The organism is Pseudomonas sp. NPDC096917 (assembly GCF_044762555.1).
Lineage (GTDB): Bacteria > Pseudomonadota > Gammaproteobacteria > Pseudomonadales > Pseudomonadaceae > Aquipseudomonas.
The window spans coordinates 425500-441456 of the sequence record NZ_JBIWEO010000001.1 but is presented as its reverse complement, the minus strand read 5'-3'; the positions used below and the strand labels follow the sequence as shown (position 1 = coordinate 441456).

The window sequence follows — 15957 nt, the reverse complement described above, 5'->3', positions numbered from 1 at the left end:
TCTGTATGCTCAACAAGCGCTATCTGCCATCGATCACCGCCTTGCAGTGTTTTGAGGCAGTGACCCGGCACCTGAGCTTCACCCGCGCGGCCGAAGAACTGAACCTGACCCAGAGTGCAGTCAGCAAGCAGGTCGCCCAGCTGGAAGAGCTGCTCCAGCATTTGCTGTTCCGCCGCGTACGTCGGCGCCTGCAGCTCACACCTGCCGGGGATCTGTACCTGGTAGAAGTCCGAAAAATCCTGACCCAAGTCGAGATGTCGACTCACACCCTGCGCTCTTACGGCGGCGAAACCGAGGTGCTGCGCGTGTCCACGCCTTCGACCTTCGGCGCACGCTGGCTGATGCCGCGCCTAAAGGGTTGGCGATTGCGCCATCCCAACATTCATCTGGATGTGTGCAACGAACAGCAGGCTGACGAATTGCTGCAAGGGCGCAGCGATCTGGCCTTTTATTTTGGCCAGGGCTCACGGCCCGGCACCGAGTGCGTGAAGCTGTTTGGCGAAGACCTGGTGGCGGTATGCGCGCCTTCCAGTTTGCCAAGCCATCCGTTCACCGACCCGACGCAACTGACTGATCTGGTGCTGCTGCAAAACGCCTCGCGCCCACAGGCGTGGCATGAATGGTTTGAAAGTCAGGGTTATCACACCGACCACAGCTATCACGGGCCGCGCTTCGAAACCTTTTATATGTGCATTCGCGCAGCCCAGGTCGGCTGTGGCGTGGCGCTGCTGCCACGGTTTTTGGTCGAAGAAGAATTGACTGACGGCAAGCTGGTCATTGCCTGGCAGCATATGCTGCCAAGTCGCGACGCGTATTACTTGGCCTACCCCGAACATTCGGCGGCCGTGCCCAAGGTGAAGGCGTTTGTGACCTGGATGGTGGAACACATGGATGGTGTGTAGGCGCGAGCGAGCTCGCGACCTTTTCAACGATCAAAAGATCGCGAGCACCCGGGCTCCAGAAAGGGGATTGCAGCAACGGGACAAAAACCGGTGGCAAAAGAGCCTGCGGATATGAGCCACTAGCGTCTGTTCCCGTTTCATTGAAAAAAGCTGAACGCCGTGGCAATCAAGACACGCACAGCATGGAGATTGCCGTTATGAGCGAGAGTGTGTTTGCCGATCGCATCGTGCAGAACCTGCTCGACACCGACTTCTACAAGTTGACCATGATGCAGGCGGTGCTGCACAACTACCCCAACGTTGAAGTCGAATGGGAGTTCCGCTGCCGTAACAGTGAGGACTTGCGTCCTTACCTGAACGAGATTCGTCACCAGATCGAACGGCTGGCCGAATTGAGCATGACGCAAGATCAGCTCGGCTTTCTGGAGCGGATCACCTTTATGAAGCCCGACTTCATCCGCTTTCTGGGGCTGTTTCGCTTCAACATGCGCTACGTGCACACCGGGATCGAAAACGGCGAGCTGTTTATCCGTCTGCGCGGGCCGTGGCTGCATGTGATTCTGTTTGAAGTGCCGATGCTGTCAATTGTCAGTGAGGTGCGCAACCGCTCACGCTATGCGGGCACCGTGCTGTCACAGGCCCGTGAGCAGTTGTATCGCAAGTTCGACTGGCTACAGGCCAATGCCAGCGATGACGAACTGTCCGAGTTGCAAGTGGCCGATTTCGGCACGCGTCGCCGGTTTTCGTACCGTGTGCAAGAAGAAGTGGTCACGGTGCTCAAGCATGACTTCCCTGGCCGCTTTGTCGGCACCAGCAACGTCAATCTGTCCCGTGAACTGGACATGAAACCGCTGGGCACCATGGCCCACGAATGGATCATGGCGCATCAGCAACTGGGCCCACGACTGATCGACAGCCAGAGCGCCGCACTCGATTGCTGGGTGCGTGAATACCGCGGCCTACTGGGTATTGCCCTGACCGATTGCATCACCACTGATGCCTTTCTGGCTGATTTTGATCTGTATTTTGCCAAGCTGTTTGACGGCTTGCGCCACGACTCGGGCGACCCGGTCGTGTGGGCCGAAAAATGCATCGCGCACTACCACCGGCTGGGCATTGATCCGATGAGCAAGACCTTAGTGTTTTCCGACAGCCTGACCTTGCCCCGTGCACTGGAGATTTTCCGTGCGTTGCGCGGCAGGATCAATGTCAGCTTTGGCATCGGGACTAACTTGACCTGTGACATTCCGGGTGTTGAGCCGATGAGCATCGTGCTTAAAATGACCGCCTGTAATGGCTCGCCAGTGGCCAAGATCTCGGATGAACCCGGCAAGACTCATTGCTCCGATCCGAATTTCGCCGCCTACTTGCGCCACGTTTTCCATATTCCTGAACAATCCTCCAAGGAGTGAATCATGCAGGCCGTACAGCGTCAGATTGCTGAAGAGCTCAAGGTCCAACCGCCGTTCAAAGACACCGACGCCCTTGAGGCCGAGGTTGCACGGCGTATTACCTTTATTCAGTGCTGCCTGCACAACGCCAGGCTCAAGACCCTGGTACTGGGCATCAGCGGCGGCGTCGACTCGTTGACCGCAGGGCTGATGGCTCAGCGGGCCGTTGAGCAGTTGCGCGAGCAAACCGGCGATAAGGACTACCGTTTTATCGCTGTGCGCCTGCCTTACGGCGTGCAGCACGATGAAGTCGATGCCACTGCGGCGGTCGACTTTATCAAGCCGGATGAGCGCCAAACCGTGAACATCGGCCCGGCGGTCAAAGCACTGGCTGGCGAGGTCACAGCGTTCGAAGGCAAGCCACCTGCGACTGTGGATTTCGTATTGGGCAACACCAAGGCGCGCATGCGCATGGTGGCGCAATACACCATCGCTGGCGCGACGGGCGGGCTGGTGATCGGTACCGACCATGCGGCAGAAGCGGTGATGGGCTTTTTCACCAAGTTCGGCGATGGTGCTTGCGATCTGGCACCGCTCAGCGGGTTGGTGAAGAACCAGGTTCGAGCTATTGCGCGGTATTTTGGTGCACCCGAGTCGCTGGTCGAGAAAGTCCCGACGGCGGACCTCGAAGACCTGGCGCCGGGCAAACCTGATGAAGCGTCGCACGGTGTGACCTATGCCGAGATTGATGCATTCTTGCATGGCGAACCGGTGAGTGAAGAGGCGTTCAACATCATTCGCAGCACGTATGAAAAAACCCACCACAAGCGTGAGATGCCGTTCGCACCTTGATGCGTGACGCAATCTTTGTAGTCGCTGCCGCAGGCTGCGATAAGGGCCGCTGGACCTTCGCTCTTGAAAAAAGCGCCCCCAGCAGGCTCGATCGCAGTCTGCGGCAGCGACTACAGCGTTTTTTGCACATGAAATAACGGAATGAACCCCGCATTTTTTTTCGCTTGTCGCTCCTCCTCTCAAGGTCTTTGATAGACGCCTATTTCATCGCCAGAGCCCTGCCCCATGTCTTCTTTTGATGGTTTGTTCTCTCTGGTCGAGTCTGCACTCGATCAGCCAACAGCTCATTGGTTACGTGAGCATGTCGAGGTGCCAGAAGCTTTACAGCGTTTTAACTGGAGCGAACAGGCGCTGCATCGCGTGTGGCTCGCGCAAGCGCTGAATCTGTGTCTGTTTCATACGCTCGTGAATGCCGTGCCGGACGGCCGACGCTATGTCGAAGAACAAGCCCGGCAAGGGCGCAAGGTGGTGTTTGACCACGGAGCGATTCGCACGGTGGACTGGCCCAACAACGGCCAACTGCCGCGCGGGCGTCAGGCTTTTTCACGCTTGCTGGAGCCGCTGGGCTTTACCGATGTCAGAACCTATCCGCTGACCAAGCTGAATATGACGGGCTGGGGCTATCGCCAGATGGATTTGCCGGAAGATATTGCGCAGTTCTTTGTCTCGGAACTACATCCGGGGCGTTTTAGCGAGGTGTTTCAGCAAGCGGTCAGTCGCGTGGTCAGCTCCAGCCTCGACCCGCTACAACCCGAACACCTGAGCCTGCTCAATCGTCTGAGCCTCACCCGCCATTGCAGCCTGGACGAAGCCCGCAGCCTGTTGCCAGTGTTGCATCGGGCCTTTGGCCGCCAGCATGGTGTGGTACACGACGCAGACTACCAGTGCCTGCTCAACGAAAGCGCGGAAATGGCCTGGATTGCCACCGAGGGCAATAGCTTTAATCACCTGACAGACCGCGTGCAGGATCTGGAGGTGTGCGTCGCCCAGCAGCGCGATTTGCAACGGCCAATGAAAGACAGCATTGAAGTTTCGGCCTCGGGACGGGTCATGCAGACCGCTTATCGCGCCTGCACCGTCACCCGTGAGTTGATCGATGCCCAAGGCCAAAGCCGCGAACATCAGGTACCCGGTTCGTTCGTGGAGTTTATTCAGCGCAAGGTCGACCCGGACAACGGGCGAATTGATCTTAACTTCGACAGCAGTAACGCCCAGGGAATTTTCAAGATGACGGACTCAAAAGCCTGACCCTGAACGTCAACAGCCCTGACGGCGCAAGGCTCGTCAGGGCTGTTGAGTCAGCACCTCAGACGTTTATTTAAGGGTGACAGTGCCTTTCATCATCGAGATATGGCCCGGGAACGAGCAGAAGAAGCCATATTTCTCATCAGCTTTGAGCTTGGAAACATCGAAGGTCACAGAGTCGGTCTCGCCAGCACCAATGACCTTGGTGTGCGCGATGATGCGCGTGTCGCCGTCTTTGAGGTAGCTCTTGTCGATGCCAGCGCTGAGGCCATCAGTGGCAATCGGCTGCATGTCAGCTTCTTTGCTCAGTACCCAGTTATGGCCCATCACGTTTTTTGGCAAGCTGCCCGAGTGCTTCAGTTCTACGGTGAACGTTTTACAGGACTTGTCGATCTCGATAGCTTTGGTGTCGAACGACATTTGGTCAGTCGAGTCGACAGTGACCTTGCACTCTGCAGCAAGCAATTGGCCACTGGCCAGAGTCAAAAGGGATACCGCAACAACTTTGGCAAACATGGGTTTTCTCCAAGGTAGGGTACAAAAAATCCATTATTTGTATACAGGATGCATGAAAACCGTCGCAGTTCCAATGATCCACGTCACGTTATGACGTTTTTGTGATGACCTTCTATCAGGCAAACGAACACAGGGCCAGCAACCTTAGGCCTTTCCTTTGCTTTCTGAGATTTATTCCACATCGCTCTTTTTGACCGGTGTAGAGTCGAGTTCTCAACACAAACAGCCACCTTGCAAAAACCCAGCTAACGGCTAAGCACTAATACAGGGCAGAATACGCGCCGCTTAACCTCACCTTCGACCCCCAGAGGATCGCCCATGGCCAAACCAAACTATAACTTCGCTAAGCGTCAAAGAGACTTGGCTAAAGAGCAGAAGAAAGAGGAAAAGCTCGCGCGCAAGAAAGCAGCAGCTGAAGGCGGTACCGTAGAACAGGATCAGGAAGTCGACGCAGAACATGAAGTCGCCGAAGACGACACCGGCGTAACAGAAGAACAAGCACCAAAAGAGTAACGCCCTCGGCCCGGTTATCCACAACCCGGCCCACAGGATCTGTGATCAGGATCAGCAGCCCGGCTGTTGATCCTCGCAGCAGTCCTACCCCCCTTATAACGCCCTCAGACGCTTTTAACCTTCTACCCCCTACTGGCTGATGCGAAATAACCTGCCTGCGCGTGGGAGGGCTCTCAGTGGGCCAGAATGCACAACGCCAGCCCGAAGGCTGGCGTTGGTTTTGCCCTCACCGATCTCCGTGTGAGCTGGCTTGCCAGCGATGCAGACACCGCGACCTGCCTTAGACAGCGCGCGGAGACTATCGCCGGCAAGCTGGCTCCCACAGGATTGAGGTGATCGGTTGTTTTAGCGCGGCACTACCGGTTTGCGGGTCGGCTTTTTGCCTTTACCGCCTTTGGCGGCTTCCTGACGCTCTTTGGCAGCCTGCTTGTTACGGGCAAACGCAGCGGCCTTGGCCTGCTCGCGCTTGTCCCACGGGTTGCCGCCATCGCTGGCACGCGGCGGCAGGCCAGTGTGCTGGGTCAGGATTTTGGTGGTTTTCTCACCCCCAACCTTGTGACTGCCTGCAGGTGTCGAGTTTTTACGGCGCGCACTCTGGTAGCTGTCAGTCGCTGGCTGATGCAGCGGAATCAGTTGGTCTTTGCCCGAACCGATCAGGTCAGCACGGCCCATGCGGGTCAGCGCTTCACGCAGCATCGGCCAGCCTTTGGGGTCGTGGTAGCGCAAGAACGCCTTGTGCAGACGACGCTGCTCTTCGCTCTTGACGATCACCACCGAGTCGCTCTTGTACGTGACCTTGCGCAACGGGTTTTTGCCCGAGTGGTACATTGCGGTGGCGGTGGCCATTGGCGACGGGTAGAACGCCTGCACCTGGTCAGCACGGAAGCCATTCCCCTTGAGCCACAGCGCAAGGTTCATCATGTCTTCGTCTTTGGTGCCAGGGTGAGCGGCAATGAAGTACGGGATCAGGTACTGCTCTTTGCCTGCTTCCTTGGTGTACTTCTCGAACATGCGCTTGAACTTGTCATAGCTGCCAATGCCCGGCTTCATCATCTGGTTGAGCGGACCTTCCTCGGTGTGTTCCGGGGCGATCTTGAGGTAACCGCCCACGTGGTGGGTCACCAGCTCTTTCACATACTCCGGCGACTCGACCGCGAGGTCATAACGCAGGCCGGAGGCGATCAGGATTTTTTTCACACCCGGCAAGGCACGCGCGCTGCGGTACAGCTGAATCAGCGACGAGTGGTCAGTATTCAGGTTCGGGCAAATGCCAGGGAACACGCACGATGGCTTGCGGCACGCGGATTCGATTTCCGGCGTTTTGCAGGCGATGCGGTACATGTTCGCGGTCGGGCCGCCGAGGTCGGAAATGACGCCGGTAAAACCTGGCACTTTGTCGCGGATCTCTTCGATTTCGCGAATGATCGACTCTTCGGAACGGTTCTGGATGATGCGGCCTTCGTGCTCGGTGATCGAGCAGAAGGTGCAACCACCAAAGCAGCCACGCATGATATTCACCGAGAAGCGGATCATGTCGTAGGCCGGAATTTTTTCCTTGCCGTACGCAGGATGCGGAACGCGCGCGTAAGGCATGCCAAACACGTAGTCCATTTCTTCAGTGGTCATCGGGATCGGTGGCGGGTTGAACCACACGTCCACTTCGCCGTGCTTTTGCACCAGGGCGCGGGCGTTACCCGGGTTGGTTTCAAGGTGCAGCACGCGGTTGGCGTGGGCATACAGAACCGAGTCGTTACGCACCTTCTCAACCGATGGCAGACGGATAACCGTCTTGTCACGAGTCATACGCGGGCTGGCCAGAATTTGCACAACCTTGGCTTCGTTCGGGTCTTCAACCGGGCCTTTTTCTTGCTCGATGGCACACGCCTGAGTGTCTTGGGTGTTCACGTACGGGTTGATGATCTTGTCGATCTTGCCCGGACGGTCGATACGCGTGGAATCGACTTCGTACCAGTCTTTTGGTGTATCACGACGGATGAACGCGGTGCCGCGAACGTCGGTAATGTCTTCGATCTTGTGGCCGTACGACAGGCGCTGGGCGACTTCAACAATCGCGCGCTCGGCGTTGCCGTACAACAGAATGTCGGCGCAGGCGTCGATCAGGATCGAGTTGCGTACGCGGTCTTGCCAGTAATCGTAGTGCGCGATGCGACGCAAGGAGGCTTCAATGCCGCCGAGTACGATCGGCACATGCTTGTAGGCTTCTTTACAGCGCTGGCTATAAACCAGGCTTGCGCGGTCCGGACGTTTGCCAGCCATGCCACCGGGGGTGTAGGCGTCATCAGAACGGATCTTTTTGTCAGCCGTGTAGCGGTTGATCATCGAGTCCATGTTGCCGGCAGCGACGCCGAAGAACAGGTTCGGCTCGCCCAGCTTCATGAAGTCGTCTTTGGATTGCCAGTCAGGCTGGGCAATGATGCCTACGCGAAACCCCTGGGACTCCAGCAAACGACCAATGATGGCCATGCCGAACGAAGGATGATCGACGTAAGCATCACCGGTCACGATGATGATGTCGCATGAATCCCAGCCAAGCTGATCCATCTCCTCCCTGCTCATCGGCAGGAATGGCGCTGGTCCGAAACATTCGGCCCAGTACTTCGGATAGTCAAATAAAGGCTTGGCTGCTTGCATGTCGATGACCGGTGTTGAGTGCAAAAAGGAGCGCGTCATTTCACAAGAAATTCGCGGGCGCGGAATATAGCACAAAAAATAACCAATTCCGACGGCAATGGTCGGCTTTATTACAGCCCGGGCTCAGGGGGGGGCACATACACGATTAGCCAATTTAACGGGCCTACATAGCTGAACGTTTATTAGAAAAAGCGTGGGTAACCTCAGTGCAACACTCATGACCCCAGGCTAAAACCATGACCCCGTCTCGCTCGACATCCGGGCTGCATCCTGTATCCCCCCACGCCGACTTTATAAAGACATGCTTACCCGGCTGGGCAACAAGTGCCAGCCCGATCGTACTCGCAGAACTGCGTAGTAGTCTGATCAGAAACAATCAATCGCGGCATGACCTCAATGAATTATTAGCGCGAGTGCAAAATCCTGAGACCTTCGTCCGCCCGCTTTTCAGAGAAGCCCTTAGAAGATATTTAAGAGGGCTTGACGCCGAGAAAACACTTTTTGTTCGCGAATGGCGCAATCAGCACCTGCTCGGGCTGTACAGCACCCATGACCGAACAACTGAACAATCATTATTCGAAGCGGCCCTGCAAAATTTTGAGCCCTCGGAAGCAGAAAGTGGTGGCATTGAGGAGGGTTCGGGTCTGTTTCTGCCGACGGCTACCGGGCGTGTGCGAGCCCAAACCACGCCGATTGTTTTTGCTCAATTTTGCCGCCATATTGATTTAGGCAGCCACTATCAGCGACATCTGAATGAATTTTTCGATCCTCCTCTTGCCGCGGGCGCCTTACAGGCTTCGCCCAATCCGCGTGAGGTTTTAAGAGCATATGAACAAAGCAGCTTTGAGAGCGCCTTGCATTTGGCGCTCCTCAAAGGCGAAATCAGTAATGCACAGTACCAGCAATTATTTAACCTGCAGCGCGAAGGACAGCATGCGGATTTAATCTGTAATCATCTGACCATTGACGACGTCACGCTGCCCGGAATTCTGGTAATCCGGGACCGTCAGCTCGACAAAAACCAGATCCTTTATACCCCCCACGATCCAGTGGCGATATTTCGCACACATACCTCAATGGACGTACTCAAGGACGAGCTGGCCGTGCGCTTGCGCAACGCTCACTACCTAAATTTTTTTAACCGATTCGTCCCCTTGCGTTATCGTGGCCACCTGATCACCGTCACCCCCGCACGAATTGATTCACGGCCTGGAGGGCCCACCCCCCCCTTTTTGCCCGCCAAAGTAGATCAACCGATCAGCCGCACGCCTATCACGGGCAATATTTTCCATGACATCGCTGAACACCGTATTAACCACATCAAAAGTGATGCTCGTGTGCTGGTTGTACCTACTGCAGAGGCAGACTTGCGAGGTCGCGAGGCACGCCTGCTGCGCTATAAAGAAATCGGAACTTCCCTATTACTTTTCGCTGCATCGTTCATTCCGGTTGTGGGCGAAGTACTGTTGACTGTGACAGGGCTACAGCTGATTAGCAGTGTTTACCACGGCTTTGCTGCCTGGAGCCGAGGCGATAGCGATCAAGCGCTAAAAGAGTTGCTGGATGTCATGGATACGGTCGCTCTAGGGCTGGCCACCGAAGGCGCCATAAAGACCGCTGGCTTCACAGCTAAACTGGTGAAAGTGCAGCTCAAGAATCAGGCATGGCGGTTGTGGAGTCCAGATTTGACGCCTTACCGTAGCCTTCATGAGTTGCCCGAAGGTTTGCCTGTAAACGCGCAAGGACTCTATGAATACAACCAACGGCACTATTTGAAACTACACAAGGATACGCTGCATGAGGTTAAACAGGATCCGCAAACACAGCAGTGGCATGTAGAACATCCTGTCCATGACACGGCATTCACCCCCCCTCTACTCACCAATGGCGTGGGGGCGTGGCGGCACGCGCATGAGGCTGTCAAGAACTGGGATGATGCAACACTCATAACCCGGTTGGGCCCCGAGGCCTTAAGTATTGATCAACCTGCCTTCGACCCCCTTCTTAAAATCAGCAGTGTAAACATCAAGCAACTGCGTCAAGTGCATGAGGACCTGATTCGCCCCCCACCTCAACTGCGAGACACGCTAAAACATTTCAACTTTGAACAAGAAATCAATCAATTCACTATGACTCGTGCCGAAGGCATAACGGTGTCTGCTTACTCACCGCTCATCCAATTCCATCTGCTGGGCTCGCTGCCCGATTGGCCCGCAAATACCGTGCTGAAAATTGTCGACCACAAGCAAAACACCGTGATGAGCTTTGGGGCGCAGGGCACGGATATCTTGATTAGTGAAGAACAATTCAGGAAAGGTCAGCTGTTGCAGGCACTTGAACAGAAAATGCCTGCGAGTGTGTTTGAGACATTGGCACAAACAGACTCAATACCGTACGAAGCCAGGCGATACTTCAACAACGTCTCAAGACTGGCGTCTCGGTTAAGTGAAGAGGCAGCGCTTCACAAACAACGGATATTCACCTGGTTATGTGAATACAGCGAAAAACCGGTCACACCAGTCGAGAAACAACTGAGCGAAATAATCCCACTGCTCACAAAAAGCCAGCTGGAAGAGATGTCAGCCGTGCTCGGTGAACATGAAAAGAGCCGATTGTTACTGGAACAAAGCCTGACGTCAGAACAACGCTGGGAAGCCGACCACTATATTCGGCAATCCGAGACACTGCGGATTCGCGAAGGTCTTTACCTGGATTCGGTCAGCACACCTCAAAGCTTGAGCATGACGCTGTTCACGCTCGAACAGCTTCCTGGCTGGCCCGCCTCTCACTGCATAGAAATCCGGGACCAGACATTCCATGGAGATCTTCTTGGCCGTGCCGGGCCTGGCAATGCTGGAACGCTGTATACCCTTACGCGCGAAGGTGAACTATACGGTGTATTTTCTTCGGCAGGTGTACGCCTAAGTGAACCGACTGACCTGTTCAGCGCCGTTGAACACACGCTCTCCGGCACACAACGCCAAGTTATTGCCTCCCGCACCAACACGGCTTCAGTTAAGCAAGCTGCACGCGAACTCAGCATCGCGTTACTGGCGAACTCTGCCCCAACGGCCAGAGGAAAACTTAACGAGGTTAAAATCCCACCCAAACCTTTGCAGCCCATCGATCCTCTTTTTGCAGAACACATACGCCCGGTGATGAACACACTGCGTAACGACGGTATTTATGAAAGCGTGCCGTCGAGTGGCGGAGAAAACCGCTACTACGTGCTGCAAAACGCCCGCTATTATCAAGTCAAGAGGAACCCAGTGGGATGGCAACTGGTGGATGCTCGCAGCCCGTTCAGGGCATACAAGCCCTACGTGAGCAAAAACGCACAAGGCGAATGGCGTATTGATCCAAATATTGGGGCGCTTTTTGGCGGAATGCCTGATTCCCCCCCCAGGCGCAATAGTGTAGAAGCTGACGTTGATTCGCGATATTCGCCGGCAAAGGCTCAAGCAAGTGTCTCGGAGCACAGCTCAGGAACTGATTTCGCTTCAATGGTCTCTGCCGAAGAGTTCCCCCGCTCACTACCTTCTGAAAGCTCTTACCAAACGGGCGAAGATGCCTCGCACCCTGCTCCTTATACACAGCAGGAACTTGAGAAAATGCACTCCAGAGCGGGCTATCAACACAGCCAGAATTATCGGCACCAATACGATCGCGGCAACAATGGGCGTTACCCACTGCGAGATGTAGACGGTCAATCGTTACGTATCAAGTTCATTCAAGCGATGGCAAAGTCTCACACCACAGAAACAACAATCCATAAAGATCTAGTCTTGCCCTATATCAAATGGGAAGGTTATGAAGAAGTAGCGCGTCTGTACGACGAAAAGATGGAAGTGGTCCCTTTCACAGCAGAACATCAAAAGTTCCCTCAAGAGTCGAGCTTGATTGGAGAATCCACGGTCATTAGCCGCAGGGTCATTCAAAAAGGTGAGATTCTGGGCGTCTATGGCGGCGAGTTGCTACCAACCCCGGTTGCGACCTTTCGTAAAGACCCTTATTTAATGGATGTAATGGCAAAAAACTTGCCCAAAGATGACGCGCCAGGGCTCCCCTCGATGATGACCCGTGAGGTGATGTTGTCGGGTGACAACATCACCTCACGTATCAATACGATTTTTGAATACGAAGACGGACGACCTGTCAGACAAGCCAGGTCGGGTTATAACGTCGAGAGTGCACCTTTTGACGTGGACGTCCAGAAAGGCAATGCCCCCTGGAAACGAATGAGCTTGAGTATCTTGTTTGCCAGCGAGCAGATCGAAGCCGGTGCAGAATTGCGCTGGAATTATTGCTACCCGGAATCATCCGTTAGAAAGCTATTTGGAGCACCTGTCGCGAGCAGTTCATCAAGCGTGCCGAAGCCTTAGTCATCGTCGAAGTTGTAACTACCCGGCGCCAGGTTTTCGAAGCGCGTGTATTTGCCGATAAACGCCAGACGTGCGGTCCCGATGGGGCCGTTACGCTGCTTGCCGATGATGATTTCGGCAATGCCTTTGTGCTCGGTCTCGGGGTGATACACCTCGTCCCGGTAAACGAACATGATGACGTCGGCGTCCTGCTCGATGGCTCCGGATTCACGCAAGTCGGAGTTGATCGGGCGTTTGTTCGGGCGTTGCTCAAGGGAGCGGTTGAGCTGCGAGAGCGCCACTACCGGGCAATTGAATTCCTTGGCCAGGGCTTTCAAGGAACGCGAGATCTCGGAAATTTCGTTGGTGCGGTTATCACCGCCCGAGCCCGGGATCTGCATCAATTGCAGGTAGTCGATCATGATCAGGCCGATGTCGCCGTGCTCACGCACCAGACGGCGGGTACGGGCGCGCATTTCCGAAGGGCTGATGCCCGCGGTGTCATCGATGAACAGCTTGCGGTCGTTGAGCAGGTTGACCGCCGAGGTCAGACGTGGCCAATCGTCATCCTCGAGGCGACCGGCACGGACCTTGGTCTGGTCGATGCGCCCCAGCGACGACAACATACGCATGATCAGCGATTCACCTGGCATCTCCAGCGAGTAAACCAGTACCGCTTTTTCACTGCGCAACACCGCGTTTTCCACCAGGTTCATCGCAAAGGTGGTTTTACCCATCGATGGACGACCGGCGACGATGATCAAGTCCGCAGGCTGCAAGCCGCTGGTCATGCCATCCAGGTCGGTGTAGCCGGTGGACAGGCCAGTGATGGCGTTGTCGGTGTTGAACAGGGTGTCGATGCGGTCGATAGCTTTGGTCAACAGGTCGTTGACGCTGACCGGGCCGCCGGTTTTTGGCCGGGCCTCGGCAATCGCAAAGATCTGCCGCTCAGCTTCGTCGAGAATCTCTTCAGCACTGCGCCCTTCGGGGTTGAACGCGCTGTCGGCGATCTCGGTGCTGATGCCGATGAGCTGGCGCAAGGTCGCACGCTGACGCACGATCTGCGCATACGCCTTGATGTTGGCGACCGACGGCGTGTTTTTGGCCAGTTCGCCGAGGTAGCCCAGACCACCGACTTGCGAAGTCTGACCTTCCTTGTCCAATTGCTCGGCAAGGGTCACGACGTCAATCGGGGAGTTCTGGTCTGCCAACTTGGCGATGGCACGGAAAATCAGGCGGTGGTCATGTCGATAGAAATCACCGTCCGATACCTGATCCAGCACGCGTTCCCAGGCGTTGTTGTCCAGCATCAAACCACCGAGCACGGCCTGTTCGGCCTCGATGGAGTGCGGCGGCACCTTCAGGGCAGCGGTTTGCAGGTCGTATTGCTCAGGAGCGGAGATATCGTTCATGGCCACTTGGTTGTTCAGGAAAAGCAGGAATTTGAAAATCGGGTACTGCACAAAGACAAAGGGCACGACCTGTAAACAGGATCGTGCCCGATGTTAACCGTCCAGCACACAAGGTGCCAGTCAGTTAAGACTGCTTAAGCAGCTACCACAACAACGCGTACGGTTGCTTCAACTTCGGCGTGCAGGTGCACAGCCACGTCGAATTCGCCAACGTTGCGGATAGTGCCGTTCGGCAGACGAACTTCGCTTTTTGCAACTTCAACGCCAGAGGCGGTCAGTGCATCAGCGATGTCGTGGGTGCCGATCGAACCGAACAGCTTGCCTTCGTCACCAGCGGTGGCAGTGATAGTCACTTCCAGCTCAGCCAGTTGGGCAGCGCGTGTTTCAGCCGAAGCTTTCTTGTCAGCTGCTGCTTGTTCCAGCTCAGCGCGACGCTCTTCAAACGCAGCCAGGTTGGCAGCGGTTGCAGCGGTAGCTTTGCCGTACGGCAGCAGGTAGTTACGACCGTAACCGGCCTTAACATTTACTTTGTCGCCCAGGTTGCCCAGGTTTGCGACTTTTTCCAGAAGGATCAGTTGCATGTGAAAATCCTCTTAACTTTTAACCTTCACCGTCCGCAGAGCCCTTATCAGCGTCTTTCGGCGCCAGACGTCCGCGAAAATCAATCAGGCTGTCGACAATGGCCAAGACCACGAGCAACGGATAGATCAGCTGCATAAACAGCAACAGCGTGACGTACAACCCCACCAGCCAAAACTTGGCCAGTCGCTTTTGTGCCACCAGCCCGTGTATCAGGGCCAGCCCGGCGAAGAACAACGCTACGCTGCACAACGGCGTAAGCATGGCCATTTGTGGACCAAAGTTCGGTCCTACAAGCATGCACGCCAGCAACAGTAACGCTGGACCTAGCGGTAGGCGGATGCTGCGAAATTCGCTGGCAAAACCACCCGGGTTGTACAACAGCGCTTGCCAATAACGCCCAAGTATCAGGCTTAGCACGCTGACGACCTGCATCAAAGCTGCAATCAAACCGGTGAGGACGGGTGCAATCAGTGCTCCAAGGCGCGCTCGCTCTACGTCAGATAACTTGTCGTAGAGACCATTGAGGACCTGCGGCAGAAGTTTTTCCAACTCCTGCGCCATCGCACCAATGGGTTCGCGGAAAACCGTACCCAGGATCACGCCATACACCACACCCAACGCTACGCTGACCAGCAGCACGCGATACCAAGGCTGACCGGCGCGTAACATCATCGCCAATCCCAGGGTTCCCAGCAGCACCATCAAGGTGCGCGGTTCGCCCATAAACCACCAGACCAAGGCCGGCAGTAAAGCCCATGAGAGGATGCTCAAGGCATCTCTCGGACCGCGCCGCAGGAGCACAAGGCACCCTGCAGCAGCACTCAACCAGAACAAAAACGGCAATGCCGCACATCCGGCCACGATTAACGCGGCCTGCACACGGCCTCGCATGATGAACTCAGCTAGGGCACGCATGCATTCAATCCTTTACTACCTGTCGACTGCCCGGTCTCAGCGGCCGTGGCTGTCGGTGTAGGCCAGCAGGGCCAGGAAGCGGGCGCGCTTGATAGCGGTGGCCAGCTGACGCTGATAACGAGCTTTAGTACCGGTGATGCGGCTTGGAACAATTTTGCCGGTCTCGGATACGTAAGCTTTCAGAGTGTTGAGATCTTTGTAATCGATCTCTTTCACTTCTTCTGCAGTGAAGCGGCAGAATTTACGACGACGGAAGAAACGTGCCATGTAATTGGCTCCTCAAAAGGTCCGTGGATTACTCGTCAGCGTTATCGCTGGCGTCGCTGTTATCGCTGTCATCGCCATCGGCGCTGTCAGAATGCTCAGGACGGTCACGACGCTCACGGCGCTCACTGCGGTTCTCTTCAGCCTTGAGCATCTCGGACTGGCCAGTTACGGCTTCGTCGCGACGGATGACCAGGTTACGGATCACAGCATCGTTGTAACGGAAGTTGTCTTCCAGCTCAGCCAGGGCTTTGCCAGTGCACTCACCGTTCAGCATCACGTATTGAGCCTTGTGAACATTGTTGATTGCGTAGGCCAGTTGACGACGGCCCCAATCTTCCAGACGGTGGAT

At 55.6% G+C, this 15957-nt stretch carries 13 protein-coding genes; 6 read left to right on the top strand and 7 right to left on the bottom strand.

Annotation, left to right across the window (positions count from 1 at the left end):
- The first annotated feature begins 5 nt into the window (after positions 1-5).
- The 4 genes from ACIQYF_RS01945 (at position 6) to ACIQYF_RS01930 (ending at position 4393) form a co-directional block, all read left to right on the top strand.
- Complete coding sequence (locus ACIQYF_RS01945) at positions 6-902, top strand: LysR family transcriptional regulator (protein ID WP_402856022.1); 897 nt, start codon at positions 6-8, stop codon at positions 900-902.
- 197 nt (positions 903-1099) lie between these two features.
- Entirely contained in the window at positions 1100-2314 is a 1215-nt protein-coding gene (pncB, locus tag ACIQYF_RS01940) for a nicotinate phosphoribosyltransferase (protein WP_402856019.1), read from the top strand.
- A gap of 3 nt (positions 2315-2317) precedes the next feature.
- The gene (gene nadE / locus ACIQYF_RS01935; RefSeq protein WP_402856016.1) at positions 2318-3145 is read left to right on the top strand and encodes an ammonia-dependent NAD(+) synthetase; all 828 of its coding nucleotides are present in this window, start codon (positions 2318-2320) and stop codon (positions 3143-3145) included.
- Between the two features lie 225 nt (positions 3146-3370).
- The gene (locus ACIQYF_RS01930; protein WP_402856013.1) at positions 3371-4393 is read left to right on the top strand and encodes a DUF1338 domain-containing protein; all 1023 of its coding nucleotides are present in this window, start codon (positions 3371-3373) and stop codon (positions 4391-4393) included.
- 66 nt (positions 4394-4459) lie between these two features.
- Here the strand turns inward: ACIQYF_RS01930 and azu are convergent, their stop codons facing one another.
- Positions 4460-4906, bottom strand: a complete 447-nt coding sequence (azu, locus tag ACIQYF_RS01925; RefSeq protein WP_019408319.1) for an azurin — start codon at positions 4904-4906, stop codon at positions 4460-4462.
- A 318-nt stretch (positions 4907-5224) separates the two neighbouring features.
- On the opposite strand from azu, the gene ACIQYF_RS01920 reads away from it, so the two are divergent.
- The gene (locus ACIQYF_RS01920; protein WP_402856009.1) at positions 5225-5419 is read left to right on the top strand and encodes a hypothetical protein; all 195 of its coding nucleotides are present in this window, start codon (positions 5225-5227) and stop codon (positions 5417-5419) included.
- A gap of 345 nt (positions 5420-5764) precedes the next feature.
- Here the strand turns inward: ACIQYF_RS01920 and ACIQYF_RS01915 are convergent, their stop codons facing one another.
- Positions 5765-8071: a YgiQ family radical SAM protein gene (locus ACIQYF_RS01915; protein WP_402856196.1), complete on the bottom strand. Its 2307-nt coding sequence runs from the start codon at positions 8069-8071 to the stop codon at positions 5765-5767.
- A gap of 236 nt (positions 8072-8307) precedes the next feature.
- Here ACIQYF_RS01915 and ACIQYF_RS01910 point away from each other — a divergent pair, with 236 nt between their 5' ends.
- Positions 8308-12453: a dermonecrotic toxin domain-containing protein gene (locus ACIQYF_RS01910; RefSeq protein WP_402856006.1), complete on the top strand. Its 4146-nt coding sequence runs from the start codon at positions 8308-8310 to the stop codon at positions 12451-12453.
- On the opposite strand, the gene dnaB is transcribed toward ACIQYF_RS01910, so the two are convergent.
- From dnaB to rpsF, 5 genes are all read right to left on the bottom strand, one after another.
- Positions 12450-13844: a replicative DNA helicase gene (gene dnaB, locus ACIQYF_RS01905; protein ID WP_402856003.1), complete on the bottom strand. Its 1395-nt coding sequence runs from the start codon at positions 13842-13844 to the stop codon at positions 12450-12452. The genes ACIQYF_RS01910 and dnaB overlap by 4 nt on opposite strands.
- Positions 13845-13978: 134 nt before the next feature.
- A complete protein-coding gene (gene rplI / locus ACIQYF_RS01900) occupies positions 13979-14425 on the bottom strand; it encodes a 50S ribosomal protein L9 (protein WP_003439047.1) in 447 nt (148 codons plus the stop codon).
- Positions 14426-14444: 19 nt separating this feature from the next.
- The gene (locus tag ACIQYF_RS01895; RefSeq protein ID WP_322235557.1) at positions 14445-15341 is read right to left on the bottom strand and encodes a hypothetical protein; all 897 of its coding nucleotides are present in this window, start codon (positions 15339-15341) and stop codon (positions 14445-14447) included.
- A 36-nt stretch (positions 15342-15377) separates the two neighbouring features.
- Positions 15378-15608: a 30S ribosomal protein S18 gene (gene rpsR, locus ACIQYF_RS01890; protein ID WP_003171373.1), complete on the bottom strand. Its 231-nt coding sequence runs from the start codon at positions 15606-15608 to the stop codon at positions 15378-15380.
- Between the two features lie 28 nt (positions 15609-15636).
- A partial coding sequence (gene rpsF / locus ACIQYF_RS01885; RefSeq protein WP_402855998.1) for a 30S ribosomal protein S6 occupies positions 15637-15957 on the bottom strand: 321 nt, incomplete at its 5' end.

Coding starts and splice junctions, on each gene's coding strand:
- ACIQYF_RS01945 (WP_402856022.1), top strand. CDS start 6: ATGCTCAACAAGCGCTATCTGCCATCGATCACCGCCTTGCAGTGTTTT.
- rpsR (WP_003171373.1), bottom strand. CDS start 15,608: ATGGCACGTTTCTTCCGTCGTCGTAAATTCTGCCGCTTCACTGCAGAA.
- rplI (WP_003439047.1), bottom strand. CDS start 14,425: ATGCAACTGATCCTTCTGGAAAAAGTCGCAAACCTGGGCAACCTGGGC.
- nadE (WP_402856016.1), top strand. CDS start 2,318: ATGCAGGCCGTACAGCGTCAGATTGCTGAAGAGCTCAAGGTCCAACCG.
- ACIQYF_RS01895 (WP_322235557.1), bottom strand. CDS start 15,341: ATGCGTGCCCTAGCTGAGTTCATCATGCGAGGCCGTGTGCAGGCCGCG.
- ACIQYF_RS01930 (WP_402856013.1), top strand. CDS start 3,371: ATGTCTTCTTTTGATGGTTTGTTCTCTCTGGTCGAGTCTGCACTCGAT.
- ACIQYF_RS01915 (WP_402856196.1), bottom strand. CDS start 8,071: ATGCAAGCAGCCAAGCCTTTATTTGACTATCCGAAGTACTGGGCCGAA.
- dnaB (WP_402856003.1), bottom strand. CDS start 13,844: ATGAACGATATCTCCGCTCCTGAGCAATACGACCTGCAAACCGCTGCC.
- ACIQYF_RS01920 (WP_402856009.1), top strand. CDS start 5,225: ATGGCCAAACCAAACTATAACTTCGCTAAGCGTCAAAGAGACTTGGCT.
- azu (WP_019408319.1), bottom strand. CDS start 4,906: ATGTTTGCCAAAGTTGTTGCGGTATCCCTTTTGACTCTGGCCAGTGGC.
- ACIQYF_RS01910 (WP_402856006.1), top strand. CDS start 8,308: ATGACCCCGTCTCGCTCGACATCCGGGCTGCATCCTGTATCCCCCCAC.
- pncB (WP_402856019.1), top strand. CDS start 1,100: ATGAGCGAGAGTGTGTTTGCCGATCGCATCGTGCAGAACCTGCTCGAC.